Annotated in this window: 13 protein-coding genes; 6 read left to right on the plus strand and 7 right to left on the minus strand. The window is 42.3% G+C overall.

Features of this window, described 5'->3' with window-relative positions; all coding sequences use genetic code 11:
- Positions 1–10: 10 nt before the first annotated feature.
- From DWX23_RS25050 to DWX23_RS01250, 6 genes are all read right to left on the minus strand, one after another.
- A complete protein-coding gene (locus DWX23_RS25050) occupies positions 11–481 on the minus strand; it encodes a RagB/SusD family nutrient uptake outer membrane protein (protein WP_255419749.1) in 471 nt (156 codons plus the stop codon).
- 63 nt (positions 482–544) lie between these two features.
- Positions 545–1,465: a RagB/SusD family nutrient uptake outer membrane protein gene (locus DWX23_RS25055; protein WP_233587454.1), complete on the minus strand. Its 921-nt coding sequence runs from the start codon at positions 1,463–1,465 to the stop codon at positions 545–547.
- Between the two features lie 37 nt (positions 1,466–1,502).
- A complete protein-coding gene (locus DWX23_RS01235; protein WP_122373109.1) occupies positions 1,503–4,667 on the minus strand; it encodes a TonB-dependent receptor in 3,165 nt (1,054 codons plus the stop codon).
- An 84-nt stretch (positions 4,668–4,751) separates the two neighbouring features.
- Positions 4,752–5,663 carry a dihydrodipicolinate synthase family protein gene (locus DWX23_RS01240; protein WP_122356714.1) on the minus strand — a complete coding sequence of 304 codons (912 nt, stop codon included), beginning with the start codon at positions 5,661–5,663 and terminating at the stop codon, positions 4,752–4,754.
- Positions 5,664–5,667: 4 nt separating this feature from the next.
- The gene (locus tag DWX23_RS01245) at positions 5,668–8,157 is read right to left on the minus strand and encodes a sodium/solute symporter (protein WP_233587455.1); all 2,490 of its coding nucleotides are present in this window, start codon (positions 8,155–8,157) and stop codon (positions 5,668–5,670) included.
- Positions 8,158–8,274: 117 nt separating this feature from the next.
- Positions 8,275–8,988: a FadR/GntR family transcriptional regulator gene (locus DWX23_RS01250; RefSeq protein WP_122356710.1), complete on the minus strand. Its 714-nt coding sequence runs from the start codon at positions 8,986–8,988 to the stop codon at positions 8,275–8,277.
- Between the two features lie 416 nt (positions 8,989–9,404).
- On the opposite strand from DWX23_RS01250, the gene DWX23_RS01255 reads away from it, so the two are divergent.
- From DWX23_RS01255 to DWX23_RS01280, 6 genes are all read left to right on the plus strand, one after another.
- Positions 9,405–10,949, plus strand: a complete 1,545-nt coding sequence (locus DWX23_RS01255; protein ID WP_122356708.1) for an acyl-CoA carboxylase subunit beta — start codon at positions 9,405–9,407, stop codon at positions 10,947–10,949.
- Positions 10,950–10,962: 13 nt separating this feature from the next.
- On the plus strand, positions 10,963–12,474 hold the full coding sequence (gene accC, locus DWX23_RS01260; RefSeq protein WP_122373111.1) for an acetyl-CoA carboxylase biotin carboxylase subunit: 1,512 nt from the start codon (positions 10,963–10,965) through the stop codon (positions 12,472–12,474).
- A gap of 15 nt (positions 12,475–12,489) precedes the next feature.
- The gene (locus tag DWX23_RS01265; protein ID WP_122373112.1) at positions 12,490–13,014 is read left to right on the plus strand and encodes an acetyl-CoA carboxylase biotin carboxyl carrier protein subunit; all 525 of its coding nucleotides are present in this window, start codon (positions 12,490–12,492) and stop codon (positions 13,012–13,014) included.
- A gap of 96 nt (positions 13,015–13,110) precedes the next feature.
- Complete coding sequence (locus DWX23_RS01270; protein WP_122356703.1) at positions 13,111–13,296, plus strand: CDGSH iron-sulfur domain-containing protein; 186 nt, start codon at positions 13,111–13,113, stop codon at positions 13,294–13,296.
- Positions 13,297–13,509: 213 nt separating this feature from the next.
- A complete protein-coding gene (locus DWX23_RS01275) occupies positions 13,510–14,634 on the plus strand; it encodes a DUF4925 domain-containing protein (protein WP_122373113.1) in 1,125 nt (374 codons plus the stop codon).
- Positions 14,635–14,777: 143 nt separating this feature from the next.
- Entirely contained in the window at positions 14,778–15,836 is a 1,059-nt protein-coding gene (locus DWX23_RS01280) for a DUF4925 domain-containing protein (RefSeq protein WP_122373114.1), read from the plus strand.
- 391 nt (positions 15,837–16,227) lie between these two features.
- On the opposite strand, the gene DWX23_RS01285 is transcribed toward DWX23_RS01280, so the two are convergent.
- Positions 16,228–17,949 (minus strand): hypothetical protein, encoded by a 1,722-nt coding sequence (locus tag DWX23_RS01285; protein WP_147382508.1) that lies wholly within the window; start codon positions 17,947–17,949, stop codon positions 16,228–16,230.
- Positions 17,950–18,035 lie beyond the last annotated feature (86 nt).

Below are 18,035 nucleotides of genomic sequence, written 5' to 3' on the forward strand. Positions count from 1 at the left end.
TCACAGTTTATTATTTATCATATCCCGGTGTCTGCGTGATATTCGGATTCTTATTGATCGATGTCTGGGATACCGGCCACAGAAGAACGTTCTGTTCGTTATCGCGTCCTATCAGATAAGGTGCTTTTTTGAATACGACTCCCAGGCGAATAAAATCCCACCAAAGTTTACCTTCAGCTGCGAATTCTTTCATACGTTCTGTGACTATTGCTTCGTTGAGGTCTGCTACAGACATGGAAGACGGATAAAAGTCTTTTTTCCTGTAGGCCCGTTCGGCAATCTTATTCAAAGATGTGATTGCTCCGCTTATATCATTCTTCGCCATTTTGATCTCTGCGTCAAACAGAATGGCATCTGCATAGCGATAAACAATGACATCGGAATCAAAAATACGTGTGCCGTTCGTCCATGTTCCGGCAAATTTGTTGATCCACTGGAATGTTGCGTTTTTAGGTTCGTCGAAATAGGTCTCGAAGCTGATAACAGTTCGTTGGTCATCTTGATTCTCAGAAAGTAACTTCTTGTAATCTTCCGTATAGAAGCACTATTGCTGATGGCTGCCGACTTTTACAGGATTTTCGATTGCTTCCGTAGAAACATACTGGGAAGGAACAAGATAATCGCCCGCATATCCATCTGTGTATTCATCTTGTATATAGCTCCAGGCAAAAATAATCTCATTTCCCAGTTCATTATAAAAGATGTTGCCGAAATCCTCTTCCAGTGAATAATCGGAATTACTTAAAACTGCCTGTACCGCATTGTTGGCATTATTCAGTGCTGTTTCTCCAGCATTCCGGACTTTGTACATCCATAAGTTGTAATCAGCTTTCAACATATTGATCGAACCTTGTGAAGCCAGATTTCTGTCTGTAACCGAAACCGGCATTAAAGCCAGGGCGTTATCGATATCTTCACCTACCTGCCTGAATACGTCATCAGCCGGTTGCCGTGTCGGAAATAAACCTTCCTGCTGATCGGATTCGAAACCTTCCAGTAATATCGGAGCATCTCCCCAGATACGTCCGATCCAATAATAACAGAAAGCTCTTACATAATAGGCATTTGCCAGAATTTTATTTTTAGCTTCTTCACTGTTAAATGCAATATCGGGAGTATATTTCAGAATCAGATTTGCATTGTTGATCGTTGTATACAGATCTTCCCAGTTAGCATAACCGTGGCTGGTCGGTATCTGATTCTGATAGACCTGATCGCGCGCAGTCTGACCAGCCAGACCGTCCGCCCATAATCCGGTTCTGTATTCACCCCAGTAAACATAACCGGTACTGAATGTAGCCCTGAATTTGTTGAACATACCGTACATGGCCGAAGATGCATCCCCCTCGTCCTGCCACATGGAGTTGGCAGATACTTCACTTTTCTGGATAATGTCCAGGTCCCCATGACATGAAGAGAGTAGGGTTCCTGCCAGTAATATTGATATTATTGTTTTGATTTTCATAATACTATTCTTTTATAGCTTATAAGATCCTTTTAATTTAGAATGTAACTTTTACTCCTATGGAATACTTTCTGATAGGAGGATAGTTATAATAATCTTTATTGTAAGTAGTAGAGGCTCCTACTTCCGGAGAAACACCTTTCACAGCTGTGAAATAATGCAGGTTATTACCGGCTAATGTGATAGCCAAATTCTGGATACCTAACTTTACTAACTTATTCGTGGGGACAGTATATTGAAGACTGATCTCCCGGATACACAAATAATCGCCTTTATAATTGAATATGTTCGAAGTCCGGCTGAAATTTGCATTTCCATCGTCCGGATCGTTTGCTGTAAAACGAGCATATTTTGTGTCATCACCCGGTTGTTTCCAACATTGTTTTACTTCATCAATCAACGTGTAGTTATTAGCAAATGTATTCATGAAATAACGCATTTCCGAATTGTTGTTGATAGAGTGTCCGAGCGCCCAATCCAGGAATATATTCAGGGTAAAATTCTTATAGGTGAAATTATTGTTCAAGCCTCCCGTAGAGTGGGGAACGGTATAACCCAGCAAGAATTGGTCCTGACTGTCGATATAGTCTTTGCCATCTTTGGTCTGACTGCCTTCACGGTTCTTCCATTCGTAGTCTCCCACATCTTTACGACCCGCGATTTTCTTTCCGTCAGACTGGCGATATCCTTTGGCCGAACTGTCATACATGGCATTATCAGCCTGTTCCTGAGTTTCAAGAATACGATCCACGACATACCCATAATAACGGTACAGTGATTCTCCTTCTGCTGTTCCGCCAAAAGCAGTTCCGTCTGCCAATGTTATACCGCCGATACGGTTTTTATCACGTCCGTTATCCGGCAGTTTCAATACTTTATTCTTTACAAAACTCCAGGTGAATTTGGATGTCCATACGAAGTCTTTGGTTTCGATATTTGTAGAACCGATTTCGATATCAAAACCATAGAATTTGACTTTGCCTATATTCGTTTGTACGTCCTTAAAACCGGAAGTGTTGGGCAGTTCTTTACTGAATAACAGATTGTCGGTCCTTTTGTCGAAATAGTCGGCATTAATGTTTAGCCGGTTATTGAACATCGATAAATCGAAACCAGCATCCAACTGTGTCGAAACCTCCCAGGTCAATCCCAGGTTCGGCATTGTAGAAGGGACAATACCGGCAACTCCGTCATACTTGGCATCCGTAGAATATTTTCCGTATGCATCATATAATCCGATAGCATTGTTACCTGTCTGACCATAACTGATACGCCATTTGAGGTTATCGATCGGCTTGATGTTCTTCATAAAATTTTCATCAGACATAACCCAACCGACAGAAGCACCGGGAAAGAAGCCCCATTGATTTCCTGAAGCAAAGCGGGAAGAGGCATCTTCTCTGAATGTGGCAGAGAATAAATATTTTTTCTGGAAGTCATAGGATAGACGTCCAAAGTAACCGATAGTAACATCGTCTGTAAAGTCACTTTTTGCGTCTTTCTTATTCGGACCGGCCGTTAATGTCGGTACTTTATCGGAACTTGCGCCCGTAACGGTTGCCTCCATCGTTTGGTTTTTATCCTTTTGATATGAATAACCGGTCATAACAGAGAAAGAATGATCTTTAATCGTCTTGCTATAAGTTCCGTATGCTTCCAGTTTGTTTCTTTCCAATTCTCCGTATTGGGCAGTGGTGGTCCGCAAACCGCTGAACTCATTCGCTTTTTCGAAACTGTCGCTTCTCCAATGATGATTGTAGGTAGACATTTGGATATCTGCCTTTAAACCATCGATAATATGGTAAGTCAATTTCCCGAATGCCGACAGGCGTTTTTCCTCTTTGCTCTGATCGTTATAGTACTGGTACCATAACGGGTTAGGAGAGGTTGCGTTGTAACCTTTTGTCGGTGTACCGTCAGCATTGTATTTTTTCTGCGTAGGAGGGGTTGCCAAACCTCTGGATATAACATTCATCTGGTTAGGATATTCTGCTGATTTTGTCTTCGAATAATCGAAACCTGCAGCAAAAGTCAGCTTACTGTTGATCTTTACATCCAGGTTGTTGCGCATGCTTAAACGTGAATAATCGGTCGCTAACGCAACACCGCCGTCATCGGTATAACCTGCGCTGGCATTATATCTTATTGCATCGTTTCCGCCGTCGATCCCGATATAATAGTTTTGCCAGAGGGCGTTTTTATAAATTTCATCCTGGAAGTTATTATCCTGGAAAATCAGAGTTTTACTCGGATCAAGCGGATCGGGCATGGATCGGTATCCTGCAGGAACACTTTCTCCGTCTTTTAGATAACGAGTGGAATAGATAGAGGATTCCGTATTTCCAGAACTGGCAGAGTAGCCGTCCATCCAATTATATTTGGCATTTGGACCAACTGCTACAGCCGGGCGAACCGTATTTATATAATCTTCCGCATTCATAAAGTTATATAGCGTTTCTGCTTGTTGCAAAGCCAGATTCGCCTCAAAAGTAATTCGAGGAGCCTGGTTGGCAGATCCTTTCTTTGTCGTGATCAGGATAACACCATTGGAAGCTCTTGATCCGTAAATGGCGGTAGAAGCCGCATCTTTTAAGACTTCGATAGATTCGATGTCATTGGGGTTGATACCGGAAAAGGCCCGTTCGACACCATCGACCAAAATCAGCGGATCATTACTTTTATTTATGGAAGATCCTCCACGGATACGAATGGTTGCATCGGCTCCCGGTGTATTATTATTGGAATATAATCTGGCACCGGCTATCTTGCCTTTCAAGCCTTCACCGATGGTATTGACCGGAACATTCTTCAATGCATCTCCGCTTACTTTTGTGATTGCCGACGTGATGGTTCTTCTCGATTGCGTACCGTAGCCGACAACTACAACTTCATCGAGGCCGACAGTCAAAGCATTGAGGGTGATATTTAAAATAGATGTATTTTCTATCTTTATTTCTTTCGTCGTGTATCCGACAAATGAAAAAATAAGTGTAGTGCCTTTGGACACATTAATACTGAAATTACCGTCCACATCGGTAATTGTTCCTGTCGGTGCTCCTTTTACAGCTACGGAAACTCCCGGCATAGTTAATCCTTCATTATCCGTCACAGTACCGGAAATAGACATTTCTTGTGCAGAAATTGAGCTTAAAGGGAATAATAAAAGGACAAACAGTAGACATAAATAATTAATTTTATTCATCTTTGTACTGGTTTTAAAATAGTGTTATTTTAAGATCGACACGGGGGAATAGCACCGTCCAAAGTTTTATTCCCCGTGTCTTTTTTATTTTGATAAAAAACCGATTTTAAGCAAATCGTTCTTCAGCATGTTATATTCTTTATCGCTCACAGGCGAAATGGGTAATCTGCATGGTCCGCATTCGATTCCAATCAAATTCATAATTGCTTTTCCTCCTCGTACACCTCCTCCGTATTTAATGATTATTTCTACAATTTCTATCGATTTCTTTTGAAGATCTCTAGCTTTCTGAAGGTCACCGTCCTGCATCGCTTTCAGAATGCCGTGGTACACATCCGGTAAGTAATTATAAGTACTACCTACGCCTGCAACGGCACCGAAAGCTAATCCGGATATTAATATTTCGTCATATCCGTGAAGGACCTCAAATTCGCCGTTATGTAAAGTCAGACATTCTCCCATTTCCATCAGATTATTATGGGTGAATTTAGTTCCGACAAGATTAGGGATTACTTTTTTACCTTCTTCCAGGAATTTTGTAACCGATAAAGAAACACCGGTCATAGAAGGCATGTTGTAATAGTAAAACGGTAAATCTTCCGCGCTTTTTGCTATCGGGGCGAAGAAGGCAATCAGTTCGTCCACTGTTGCCGGTTTGAAGAAGCAAGGTGCCATGGATGCAATAGCATCCGCTCCTGAACGGGCTGCATGCGATGCCAGATCGATGGCTTCAATCAGCGAATTGCTTCCGACATGTGCGATCACTTTAAAACGCCCATTTGCTGATTTTACCCATTGTTCCAAAATGCTTTTACGCTCATCGGTGGTCAGGGACAGGGATTCTCCTGTTGTTCCGCAAACAAATGCTCCTGTCATCTTCGAATCAGCCAATAAGTCGGCATACTTGTCGATTGCGGAAAGATTTACATTTCCGTTCGCATCCATGGGAGTAAAAGATGCGGCAATCAATCCTTTCAGACGTTGATAATTTTTCATGTTGTTATTTTTTAGAAAATATTTTGTAAATGGTCAGATGATCGATATTCTTTTTATGACCGGGTATGATCAGGCTGGCAATATATCCGATGACGAAGCAAGAGATGAATCCTGTTGTCGTATATAATAATAAATGGACATATTGAAAATGGATCATTACCAGTTGGACTATAATACTACCGGCTATGCCACATACAGCACCGGTTGCATTAGCCCGTCGTGTTATCATTCCTAATAAGAACAGGCCACCCAGGCTTCCCAGGATGATACCTAGTATTTTATTAAATTCATCCCATAATGATTTTATTTCCCAGGTAGCCATCATATAGGCGAAAGCAATACCGGCAATACCTAGCAGTAGGGTGGCTGTTTTCGCTGCAAACAAGCTATTCATTGAATCTCTTTTTATGATCTTACTATGGATATCGACGATATAAGCCGTTGCAGCAGAGTTCATACTGCTGCTGAGCGTTGACATAGCGGCAGCGAAAATACCTGATATCAGAAGACCGGTTATGCCTTGAGGTAATTCAGAATAAATGTACCAGGGAAGGATCGCGTCTCCGTCAGTAATAGTCAGACTCAGGTCTGCCGGATTATGTTTGTAATATACATAAAGTACCGTGCCGACAAAGAAAAAAAGTAATGTGGCAGGTATGGTCAGAACGGCATTTGTCAGGACACTTTTTTTAGCCTGCTTTTCAGTTTCTGTGGTCATATATCTCTGTACCATTGTCTGGTCAGTCCCGTAAGTTGTTAAATTGGTAAAGAATGTTGCGATCAGTACAGTCCATAAAGTCGATTGTTTCAAATCGAAATTCAAACTGCCCAGATCGAACTTGTTGTCTGATGCGGCTTCCTGTATAACGCCGGAAATACCATCTGGAATATTGAATATCGCTATGATAACAACTAAAATAGCTCCTCCTAATAAAACGACAACCTGTAAAGCGTCTGTCCATACAACAGTTTCAATTCCTCCCATCATGGTATATATCAAACTCAATATACCCATTAGTCCGATACAGAGAAATATGTCGAATCCTGTTACGACATTTAGTGCGATTGCCGGCAGGAATAAAACAATCCCCATTCTTCCTATCTGGAACAAGATGAATGCCAGACTGCAGATAACACGGATCAAAGGATTGAACCGTTGCTCCAGGTATTCATAAGCGGTTGTTACATTCAGTTTTCTGTAAAAAGGAATGAACAGATATAGAATAAAGGGAACAACCATCAGGATTCCGGCATTAACCAACATATAACTCCAGTCGGATGAATAAGACTTTGCCGGAATGGACATGAAGGTTATAGCACTGAGGCTCGTCCCGAAAATACTCAAGCCAACAGCCCACCAGGGAAGACGACCTCCTCCTTTAAAGTAATCGTCCGTATTCTTTTGTTTTTTGGAAAAGTAATATCCAATCCAGGCTAAGGATGCAAAGTATAAGATGATAACTATGGTGTTGGTTGTTCCGAGTCCTTTTTCAAAAGGTATAATTTCTCCTTTTAACAACAAAGGCGTACGGATACCGGGGTTGATCTCTCCGCTGGTCAGATAGAATGTATTCCCTTTACGGGCAATGTTCGTTGTGACAGGAATAGGATAGGGTACAACTTCTTTTTCTATCAGTGTGTTTGTGATAGTATGATATGAACGGATCACATTATCGAATCCCGGATGCTCGTCAGAGCCTGGGATTAATCTGGAGACACCGCCTGGAAAAAGAATATGGTTAGCTCCTGTCGGTATTGCGGTACCTGCCATGACCGGAAATTGACGGTCTAGTTTTTTCCAGTTGTTCAGGCGGGGATTATATACAAATCCGTCTGTGAGAACTTCTACATATCCGTCCGCTTTATAGTTCCGCCCGCTGAAAAGGTAGAAGCATTTATCAAATCCATCGCTTTGAGCAGCACTGACAGCATATCCACGTGGTGCTCCCGGCCAGGTCTCCAGAGTTTTCCAACCCTTTTTACGATTTGACAAATCGAGAACAAAAAAGTGTCCGGTTGCTTCCTGCATAACCATACTTTCCTGGCCTCCGGCTATATATACCTTATTATCTAACAGTACACCGGTCGCATTGGCTAACGGTACAGGTAAAGAAGGCCAGTTCGTATCGACTTCGATTTTCCCATTTTTAATCTGAAGTAAAAAGACATCCTTGTAACATTGACTGTCATCACATCCTCCAATACACAATAATCCGTAAGGTAATTCAATAGAAATTCCGTAAGCTAATGCTTTAGGCATACAATCCCGGACAATATTCCATTTTGCGGTCGGATCGGAAATGTCTATATAATATAATGTATTCCACCATGTTTTATGCCCTCCGTTCCAGGGAGTCATATCCGGGAAATTGGCTCCTCCGGCTATAACCAGGTTATTGCCGATAAATCCTGAAAAAGCACCGGCAACACCTATGTTGGCTCGTCCGTCTATTTCTGGTAAAGTCAAACTATTGTCCCATTTGATCTTTTCCATCTCTGTACTTTTTGAAGTATCATGGATGTTTGCTTGCAGGCAAGGAAGATTTAAGAGACAAGCAAGAAATAGGATTGTTATTTTAGATGTATTAGACATAAGATGAAATTTTTTTGTTTACGTTTTACTGTTTAAGAATCTTTTGTAGACCTCAAAGTGTTGCTCTATGGCTTTCCGGTAACCTGTTTCATCTTTTTTCTTCAGATATTCGAGCAGGTCGGCATGGGTAACTATCTGGCCTTTTTCTTTCATCTCGATATTGATAGGTTCAAGCAAGTCTTTGAATTTATTTTTTACGAAGATCATGACGGGATGTATGATTTCCTGAAATTCGGAAATGGTTTTGTTACCTGTTATCTCGTATAATTTGGCATGAAAAGTAAATTCGCTGACCGGAGCATATTCGTTATTTTCGAAAACGATCCCCATCTTTACAATTTCTTCCAGTTCGTGGATATCCCTGGTTGTGATATTACGGAATAGATCGCTGCACATACCTATTTCAAGAGCGATTCTGAAGCCTAAGATATCGAAAAGCGATTCTTCACTTAAAATACGCGGATCGACAACCCGTTTCATACCTCCAAGTATGGACGGTTCTCTTAGGATCATTCCTCTACGAGTACGACTTTCTATCATCCCCATCATCTTCAGGCGGCTTAATGCTTCGCGCAGAACACTACGGGCAACGCCCAGGGCAGCCGCTAATTCCAGTTCATTGGGAATAGGATCTCCAGCACGCAAATCCTTTTCCTTTAAGTAATTAAGGAGCTTATCTTCAACTTGATCGACCAATGTAATGGTCTGACTGTGAACTTTCAGTGAATCCATGATATAGTAGGTTATAATTCTTATTAATCTTATTTGTCTGACAAATAAAGAGAAAAGATTTTTTATATACAATAAATGACTTATTATATTTATATAATTTAACTTATTAGTCGCTTAGTATATAGTCGGGAAGAAAAAAACAGAAAATTTTCGCAGGATAGAAGCTGTGAAAAAGCAACGGTTTTATGGAGTAGATAGAACATCGGAGATAAATAGAATCGATAACTCTATCGATAAATTCGATTGGTTTCCGTAACAGTTTCATACTTTCAAATGTTTATCTTGTAAAGGCGTTAAGATCATGGAATATTTGCTGTGTAATATATAATACAGTTTAAGATAGTTGTTACTCTTACTTTTGTATATATCACCAGTAGTAATAAAATAAAGTTCATCAATAAAAACCGACAATCGCCATGAAAGAAAAAATTGAACAATTGGCAGCTCTGAACCATCAGGCAGAGCTGGGAGGCGGCGAAGACCGTATCGCAAAACAACACGCAGCGGGTAAACTGACTGCCCGTGAAAGAATCGAATTACTTCTTGAAAAAGGAAGTTTTGTGGAAGTCGACAAATTTGTAACCCATCGTTGTACAGAATTCGGACTGGAGAAACAGCGTCCGTTGGGCGATGGGGTAGTGACAGGTTACGGTTTGATAGGTAAACGTACGGTATTTGTATTTGCCCAGGATTTTACGGTATTCGGTGGTGCTCTTTCCGAGACATACGCACGGAAGATCTGTAAGATTATGGATATGGCGATGCAACTGGGTGCACCAGTGATCGGTCTGAACGATTCAGGCGGAGCACGTATTCAGGAGGGTGTACGCTCGCTGGCAGGTTATGCAGAAATCTTTTTACGTAACTCGCTGGCATCGGGGGTTATTCCACAGATCAGTGCGATCATGGGGCCGTGTGCCGGAGGTGCAGTCTATTCACCGGCTCTGACCGATTTCATCTTTATGGTGAAAGATTCCAGCTATATGTTTATTACGGGGCCGGAAGTGGTAAAGAGTGTGACGCAGGAAGAGGTGACAATGCAGGATTTAGGCGGCTCGGAAGTGCACAGCAGTCGTTCCGGAGTAGCTCATTTCACAGGGGATAACGACATGGATTGTATTCTGAAGATACGCGAACTTATGTCATTCCTTCCAAGTAATAATATGGAAGAACCTCCGTTCATCCCGACAACCGACAGCGCGAACCGGATTGATGAACAATTGAATAATCTGATTCCGACCAATCCGAATCAGCCTTACGATATGAAAGAACTGATCGAATCGGTTGCCGACGATCATAATTTCTTTGAAGTACAGGAAGAATATGCCAAGAACATCGTTATCGGCTATATCCGGTTGAATGGAAAAACGATCGGTGTTGTAGCCAATCAACCGGCCGCTCTGGCAGGGACGCTGGATATAAATGCTTCCGTGAAGGCGGCCCGTTTCGTGCGCTTCTGCGATGCTTTCAATATTCCGTTGCTGACATTGGTGGATGTGCCGGGATTCCTTCCGGGCGTTAACCAGGAATATGAAGGTATTATCCGCCACGGGGCAAAATTGCTTTATGCCTATTGTGAAGCGACGGTGCCGAAAGTAACAGTCATTACCCGTAAGGCATACGGCGGAGCCTATGATGTGATGAGCTCCAAGCATATCCGCGGTGATATCAATTTCGCTTATCCGACTGCCGAGATCGCTGTGATGGGACCGGACGGTGCCGTGAATATCCTTTTCCGTAAAGAACTGAAAAAGGCCGAGGACGTAGAGAAGAAACGCAAGGAATTGCAGGATGATTACCGTGAGAAATTCGCTAATCCCTACCGGGCAGCCGAACTGGGCTATGTGGACGAGATCATCGAACCGTCGGGAACACGTGCCCGCCTGATCCGCAGCTTCGAACTGCTAGCTAATAAACGGCAATCCAATCCGCCGAAGAAACATTCCAATTTACCACTTTAATACGCGAACGATTATGATAAAGAAAGTATTAGTAGCCAATCGCGGCGAAATTGCGATGCGAATCTTTCGTACCTGCCGCGTAATGAATATACCGACCGTTGCGATCTATACACATGTAGACCGGGGTGCCTTGCATGTACGATATGCCGAAGAAGCCTACTGTATCTCGGAAGATGAAACAGACACTTCTTATCTGAAACCCGATCTGATCCTGGCAATCGCCCGGAAAACCGGTGCCGCTATCCATCCGGGATACGGTTTTCTATCTGAAAATGCAGATTTTGCCCGCAGATGTGAAGAAGAAGGTGTCATATTTATTGGTCCGAGTGCCGATGTTATTGCTAAAATGGGGATTAAGACCGAGGCCCGCAAGATCATGAAAGCAGCCGGTGTACCTGTCGTTCCCGGAACAGAAGAGCCGGTTAACAATATAGCCGAAGTCCGCAAGGTCGCTAAAGAGGTCGGTTATCCGATCATGCTGAAAGCATTGGCCGGCGGAGGTGGTAAAGGCATGCGTCTGGTCCGTGATGAAGAAGGACTGGAAGAAGCTTTCCGTCTGTCGCGCTCCGAAGCCGGAAATTCATTCGGGAATGATGCTATTTTCATTGAAAAATATATAGAGAATCCGCATCATATCGAAGTACAGGTTTTGGGTGATAAATATGGGAATGTGATCCATCTCTATGAACGTGAATGCTCTATCCAGCGCCGTAACCAGAAAGTGATCGAGGAATCGCCGTCACCTTTTGTGAAGGAAGAGACACGCAAAAAGATGCTGGCTGTGGCGGTGGAAGCCTGTAAGAAGATCGGTTATTACAGTGCCGGAACGTTGGAATTTATGATGGATAAAGACCAGAACTTCTATTTCCTGGAAATGAATACCCGTCTGCAGGTGGAACATCCGGTGACGGAAGAGGTTACAGGTGTCGATCTGGTACGTGATATGATCCTGGTGGCTGCCGGTAATCCGTTGCCATACAAACAGGAAGATGTAGAGTTCAGAGGGGCGGCCATCGAATGCCGTATCTATGCGGAAGACCCGGAGAATAACTTTATGCCTTCGCCGGGTGTCATCAAGGTTCGTGAAGCGCCCGAAGGACGTAATGTACGTCTGGACAGTGCCGCGTATGCCGGATTTGAAGTTTCTTTGCATTACGACCCGATGATCGCTAAGCTGTGTACCTGGGGGCGTAACCGCGAATCAGCCATCTCCAATATGGCACGTGCCTTACGGGAATATAAGATTCTGGGAATTAAAACGACGATCCCGTTCCATCAGCGTGTCTTGCACAACGAGACGTTCCTGAAAGGAAATTACGATACGACTTTCATCGATACCAAATTCGATAAGGAAGATCTGAAACGTCGTCAGAACAACGATCCGCTGGTTGCCGTGATTGCCGCGGCCATCAAGCATTTCGAACAGGAGAAGGAGGCCTCTGCCCGTATGACAACAGTCCCGTTGGTAGGCGAGTCTTTATGGAAATATTACGGTAAACTGCAGATGACTGCCAATAACTATTAAAAGGAGGATCTGATTATGTCAAAAGCATTAGCAACCTATTTTGCAACAGTGAATGATATGCCCGACACCGAATTCAAGGTGGAAATACTGGAAGACGGCCCGGTAAAGAAAGTCTCCGTAAACGGCAAGATATATAATGTAGATTATAATGTGGGAGGGGATAGCATCTATTCCATCATCCTCAATCATAAATCGCACGGTGTCCAGATATTCAATATATCCGACGATGTGTACGAAGTAAAGAATAAAGGCGATTATTTCCAGGTACAGGTAATCGACGAACTGAAGAAGATGCGCCTGTCGCGTATCCAGTCGGTGGCTGTCGGCCGTCAGGTGATCACTGCTCAGATGCCGGGCGTGATCCTGAAAGTGAATGTGAAACCCGGCGATGAAGTGACGGCGGGAACTCCGCTTTGTGTATTGGTCGCCATGAAAATGGAAAACGAGATACGCAGCCCGATAGACGGGGTAGTGAAGGAGGTTTATATTACCGGTGGCGATAAAGTCGCCGTCAATGATAAAATGTTAGTGGTAGAATAAGTGCTATTTACTGTTTTTACTAAACAAATGTAAATTTGTCGTTGTTCTTATATAAAGCTTACATAATATAAATAAAAACCAATAGAATTAGAAGTTATGGAAAACAAAGAACAACCTTTAGTAGAACTGAAAGCAATGGATAAAGGTCCGTTGTTGGTGAAAGGCCCGGTAAAACTGATCACACCCGATGGAAAAGAAATGATCATGGAAAGAACGGCGATTTGCCGTTGCGGTCATTCAAAGAACCAACCGTTTTGCGACGGATCACATATGAAACTGTGACCTGGTAATAATAGATATACATTTACATTCGGAAAATCCGTATCTCCTCAAGAGCTACGGATTTTCTTTGGTTATAAATGCTAAAGATTTGGCCGACGTAATGTTAAGCCTTTAATTTTTAAATCCGCTTAATGAAATAATGCCTATCTTCGTGGCGTTTGAATAAACTATTTTATTCTTAGTTAGAGACGTTTGTTTATAAAAAAGAGAGTTATGAAGAAAAGTTTTTTGTATTTGTTTACCATGTTGTGTGCGTTGAGCTTTTTTACAGCTTGTGACGATGACGATTCGAAAGACCCGAACGGGTTGGACGTAAACACCACTTATTCCGGTGATAAATTGGACTTGAAAAATGGAAATCTTGCTTTGTTAGGCAAAGAAATCATCTTTGACACACAAAACGGAAAAACGGCTACGATCACGATGAGAGGATCGGCTGATTATCTGGTCGAGTTGCTGGGATTGTTCTCGAAATCTAGCGCACCCTTTCTCGAGGTAGCACCGGGCGTTATTCCGGGTGAAATATATACCACCTTGTCGAATGTCCCGTTGACACTGTCGGGTGAGAAATATACGTTTGAGGGCACCGATTCGTCTAACGGACGCGAATTTAAGTATTCAGGTAGCGTTGAGAAAGATAAACTGACCATGACAGTCGATGATATAAGAATGCCGCACAACGACCTGGTTGGCAACTGGAATCTCCAGCCTGCCAAACCGTTGAATATTGTCTGGAAGTCTGATTATATGATCGATTTGTCTGCTTTGGGCAAAGGTAAACTGCCGATCTCGGTTGTTGCTCCTGAATTGGACGTTTTGGTCAGACCGTTGCTGCAAAGCGTGCTTCAAATGGTTGTTTTCGGAGGCGATGGGAATATCGTTGCCAGCTATAAGAAAAAAGGTTCATCCGAATGGTCATCGTCACCGCTTAACCTGGCGCAGTATTATGTAAAGGACAATGTGATGTATGTGCAGTTGAATATCGCTCAAATCCTGGCAACAGTGGAAGCCAACAGGTCGAAAGCGGAAATGCCCGGATTTGATTTGTCCCTGATCAAGTATCTAGCCCAATATCTTTCGAAAGGAATACCTTTGGACTATAGTGTCACCGGCGGCAATCTCCGGATCACGGCAAACAAAGAACTGTTGATGCAGTTGTTGCCTGTGCTGGCAAACGAAAAGATACAGGAGCTCTTGCTCCCCAAATTGTCGGAGATTATTCCCAATGAGATTAAGCCTGTATTGCTGCCGGTTGTACAGGAACTGTTTACCAACCTGCCCGAGATTTTGGAAAAGACGGAAGATATCAGCGTAACGTTGAATCTGCTGGAGAAGTAATTTTCTATAAAACTATACCTGTGAAGAGGGAGTTTCTGTAAAAAGAAGCTCCCTTTTTATTTCATGTTTTAATTGCCTGGTTCGGTTGAAACACTTAACTTTCAGCCGTTTTTTAATAAGTGTTTTATAAATAAGAGAGTAAAATGAAAAAGAGTCTGTTTTATTTCTTTGCAATGCTTCTTGCATTGAATTTTTCATCCTGCGGGAAAGATGAAGGCGGAATGCCGCCTCCTTCTCCGGAACAGGAGATTGCCGGAACTTATGTGTCTGACAAATTGAATCTGACATTCAACGGTCAGGATATAAGCGGCCGGTCTGTGACCCTTGAAGCCGTTTCTGCCGACAAGGTAACAGCTACCCTGAAAGGGGCGATACCGGGTGCCGATGAAGTGAAAATCGACCTGGTCATGGCGCAATCGACCAAATCGGAAGCGGTCGTTGCGGACTACCGCCTGGAAGGTTCTGCCACTATCGAAGGCAGCCGTACCGTTTCGGCTAAAGGAAATGTAAAAGGAGATGTCCTGACTCTGAGCCTCGATATAAAAGTCGATTCTCCGCTGGTTGGTAAATGGGGGTTGGCACCGTATGTCGAGTCTGATATCAATGGCGACGGTATAATAAACGATAACGATTACAATGTGATGGGCGGTGGTTTCTTTTTGAGCCTGGCAACTGCTGATGGGAATATTACTTTTGGCGGAGAAACAAAAGCCGATTACGAGTTTTGCAAGGATACCGACCAGAAAGCAGAAGGATTCCTGAACGCATCCCTACAAGAGATTTCTTTCCTTGAGAATGGTAATATCGTTGCTACTTACAACAAAGATGGCAAAACAACGACTTCGCCCGAAGGACTTGCCGGATATTATGTGAAAGATAAGATGGTCTATATTACGCTGGATCTCACGAAAATTATTGACATGTTGCAGAGTAAATCGATCGCGCATGATCCGTTTGAAGGTCTGGTAGCGCTGGCTAAAAACGGTATTCCGTTGGCTTTTAAAATAGAAAACGGCATTTGCAGTATCTTTGTCGATAACGCGCTCGCTACTTCTATGAACTCAAATTTGACTCTGCTGCTACCGATGCTTCCGACTTTGATGCCGGATAAAAAGGAAATGATCGGGGAGATAGAAAAACTTCTTCCTCAGATCATGGCTGATAAAGATTTTATGGTAGGAATAAACCTGATGAAGAAATAATCTGCCCGGCCCCGGGGAACGGGAGACACTCCTCATGCCGGATTGTAGCGACAGGGGGTGTGTTAAAGCCAGTTCCACAACGGAACAATAACACACCCCTTGCTTCTTCTCAAGAAGGAAAAATCACTGATTTACTCTATACTCCGATCGGTCGTTACCACCACCTTCTTCGGGAGGAATAACCGGCTTGTCATCTGACTCAACCTTCGCTTTCTTCCTTGTATGCATTACTCTTTCTTGAAGACCACATTTGCTTTCTCAATCAAAAGTGCGAGTATAAATTCAATTTGCTCATAAAGAAAATAGATGTGTTAAGTCAGATATGATATAAAAAGGGTTGCAAACCCTTTTACAGCATTTGCAACCCTTTTGTTTAGGATTTGAATACTTCTTATTTGTTAAGATATAAACCTACCTCTAAAGTTGGAGTATTCTGAATAAACGCATTTACTGGAGTAAAAATAGCATTAATCTTTTCAGCTAATGCCGGATCAGGAAGGAACATTCCAATAAGAGGTAACAATTGTTCAACAAATGTACCTGTTCCCTGCAACACTCCATTATCTAATTTTACACATAATTCATTGTTTTTTATATCGAAATTCAAAGGAATGCCACCTCCACTAAGAAGTTGAGACGCATCAAAAGGATCATAAGCCTTTGTTGATTTTAAATTTGTAGTGCTAGGCATCAGCATCTTCATTAATACTTCTAAGTTAGGAGTAATAACCAATTTACCTTTGTCGTTGATAGAATAAGTCATATAACCTTCAAGTGTCTGTTCTTTACCAGAAGTATCTCCCATTTTTGAATAAACGATGGCTATTTCAGTGTTTGCTTTGAACTCTATTGATTTCAAATAAATAGTATACTGACCTAACAGTTGGGCTACTAAATTTTTAAATCCTTCATCATTCATTTTAGCAGGAATTTGAGCCTGCATATCTGTAGGAATAAGCTGATACAAAGCATCCGGAATTTCTACTACATTAGAAGTGCTTTGGAAATCAAAGAATGTTTTTCCCAATCCTTGCGGTGTTTTTGCCATATTCCATTTACCAACGATATCAGAACTGATGGTGTGTTTAACGTTCAGAGTCAGAACCTTTTCAGGAGAAACAGACCCTTCAACAGTAACTGTAGAGGCTTTGAATCCTTCTGGGCTTACAGAACCAGAGAATGTATATGTTCCGTCTTTTACTGTATAATCGACATCCTGAAGACTTACTTCACCTCCATTACTTTGAGTATATAAACCGGAAACAATGCTGGAAAGTGTTATATCTAATTTGCTTTCGGATTTAAGCTCTAATTTCGCTGATCCGGCCCAAAGTTCTGAATCTTTTAATACTTCGTTATAAGTACAAACTAATTCAGATCCACTATAAGACTTACTCATCGTTGCATATCCGTCTGTTGTAACTGTTATGGTCAGCACATTTTTAACAATCGTACCGCTAACATTGACATGATAACCAGCCTTCATATCAGCTGTTCCTTCCAGCTTATAGCCTTCGCCATCCTTTGCCAAAGAAACTTCTACCGTGAAATCGTTGGCAACATTCGGGATTTTATCAAACACAAGTGTTGCTTTCGATTCGCTTGTAGCAGTTACAGTCACAGGATAACGGTTGTTTTCTGTTCCGTTAGTCGTCATCTTCAAGCTATCACCTGAGTAAACGCCTGAAAGAGTTCCCCATCCGGAGGTTGTTACCTCTACTGTCAGTTTACCGTTCAGTGCTACGGTACCTTTGGCAGTAACGGTCAAGCCTTTATCGACTGCTGCGGTTGATTTAGAGATGGCACCGTCTACGTTGGCTGTTCCTTCAAAAACGTAAAGAGAATCGGTACTTTTTGTCATCGCTACGTTGACATCGATGCTTTCATGACCGTAAATGGCATTCTTTAAAGTCAGGACAGCTGCTTCGGCCGACTTGATATCCAATGTTGCAGTAGCATCGGCAAGAGTTTCACCATTGATTGTCAGGTTCGTGTTTTCTTTTGTTGAATCGGGGATCTGTGTCCAGGCGGTATCTTCATCGTCATCGCCGCAAGAGCTAAAGAATCCCAAAGTGCAAACTAATGCAAATAAGTAAAAAAGATTTTTTTTCATCTTACAATTTAGTTAATAATTAATACAAGTGTGATATATCGTTAATAAATACGTTTCTACAGATCGCATTTATAATAGAGTGCGAA

The sequence above is a fragment of the Parabacteroides sp. AF18-52 genome, from assembly GCF_003479145.1.
GTDB classification, from domain to species: domain Bacteria; phylum Bacteroidota; class Bacteroidia; order Bacteroidales; family Tannerellaceae; genus Parabacteroides; species Parabacteroides faecis.

Coding starts and splice junctions, on each gene's coding strand:
- DWX23_RS25055 (WP_233587454.1), bottom strand. CDS start 1,465: ATGAAAATCAAAACAATAATATCAATATTACTGGCAGGAACCCTACTC.
- DWX23_RS01235 (WP_122373109.1), bottom strand. CDS start 4,667: ATGAATAAAATTAATTATTTATGTCTACTGTTTGTCCTTTTATTATTC.
- DWX23_RS01240 (WP_122356714.1), bottom strand. CDS start 5,663: ATGAAAAATTATCAACGTCTGAAAGGATTGATTGCCGCATCTTTTACT.
- DWX23_RS01245 (WP_233587455.1), bottom strand. CDS start 8,157: ATGGAAAAGATCAAATGGGACAATAGTTTGACTTTACCAGAAATAGAC.
- DWX23_RS01250 (WP_122356710.1), bottom strand. CDS start 8,988: ATGGATTCACTGAAAGTTCACAGTCAGACCATTACATTGGTCGATCAA.
- DWX23_RS01255 (WP_122356708.1), top strand. CDS start 9,405: ATGAAAGAAAAAATTGAACAATTGGCAGCTCTGAACCATCAGGCAGAG.
- accC (WP_122373111.1), top strand. CDS start 10,963: ATGATAAAGAAAGTATTAGTAGCCAATCGCGGCGAAATTGCGATGCGA.
- DWX23_RS01265 (WP_122373112.1), top strand. CDS start 12,490: ATGTCAAAAGCATTAGCAACCTATTTTGCAACAGTGAATGATATGCCC.
- DWX23_RS01270 (WP_122356703.1), top strand. CDS start 13,111: ATGGAAAACAAAGAACAACCTTTAGTAGAACTGAAAGCAATGGATAAA.
- DWX23_RS01275 (WP_122373113.1), top strand. CDS start 13,510: ATGAAGAAAAGTTTTTTGTATTTGTTTACCATGTTGTGTGCGTTGAGC.
- DWX23_RS01280 (WP_122373114.1), top strand. CDS start 14,778: ATGAAAAAGAGTCTGTTTTATTTCTTTGCAATGCTTCTTGCATTGAAT.
- DWX23_RS01285 (WP_147382508.1), bottom strand. CDS start 17,949: ATGAAAAAAAATCTTTTTTACTTATTTGCATTAGTTTGCACTTTGGGA.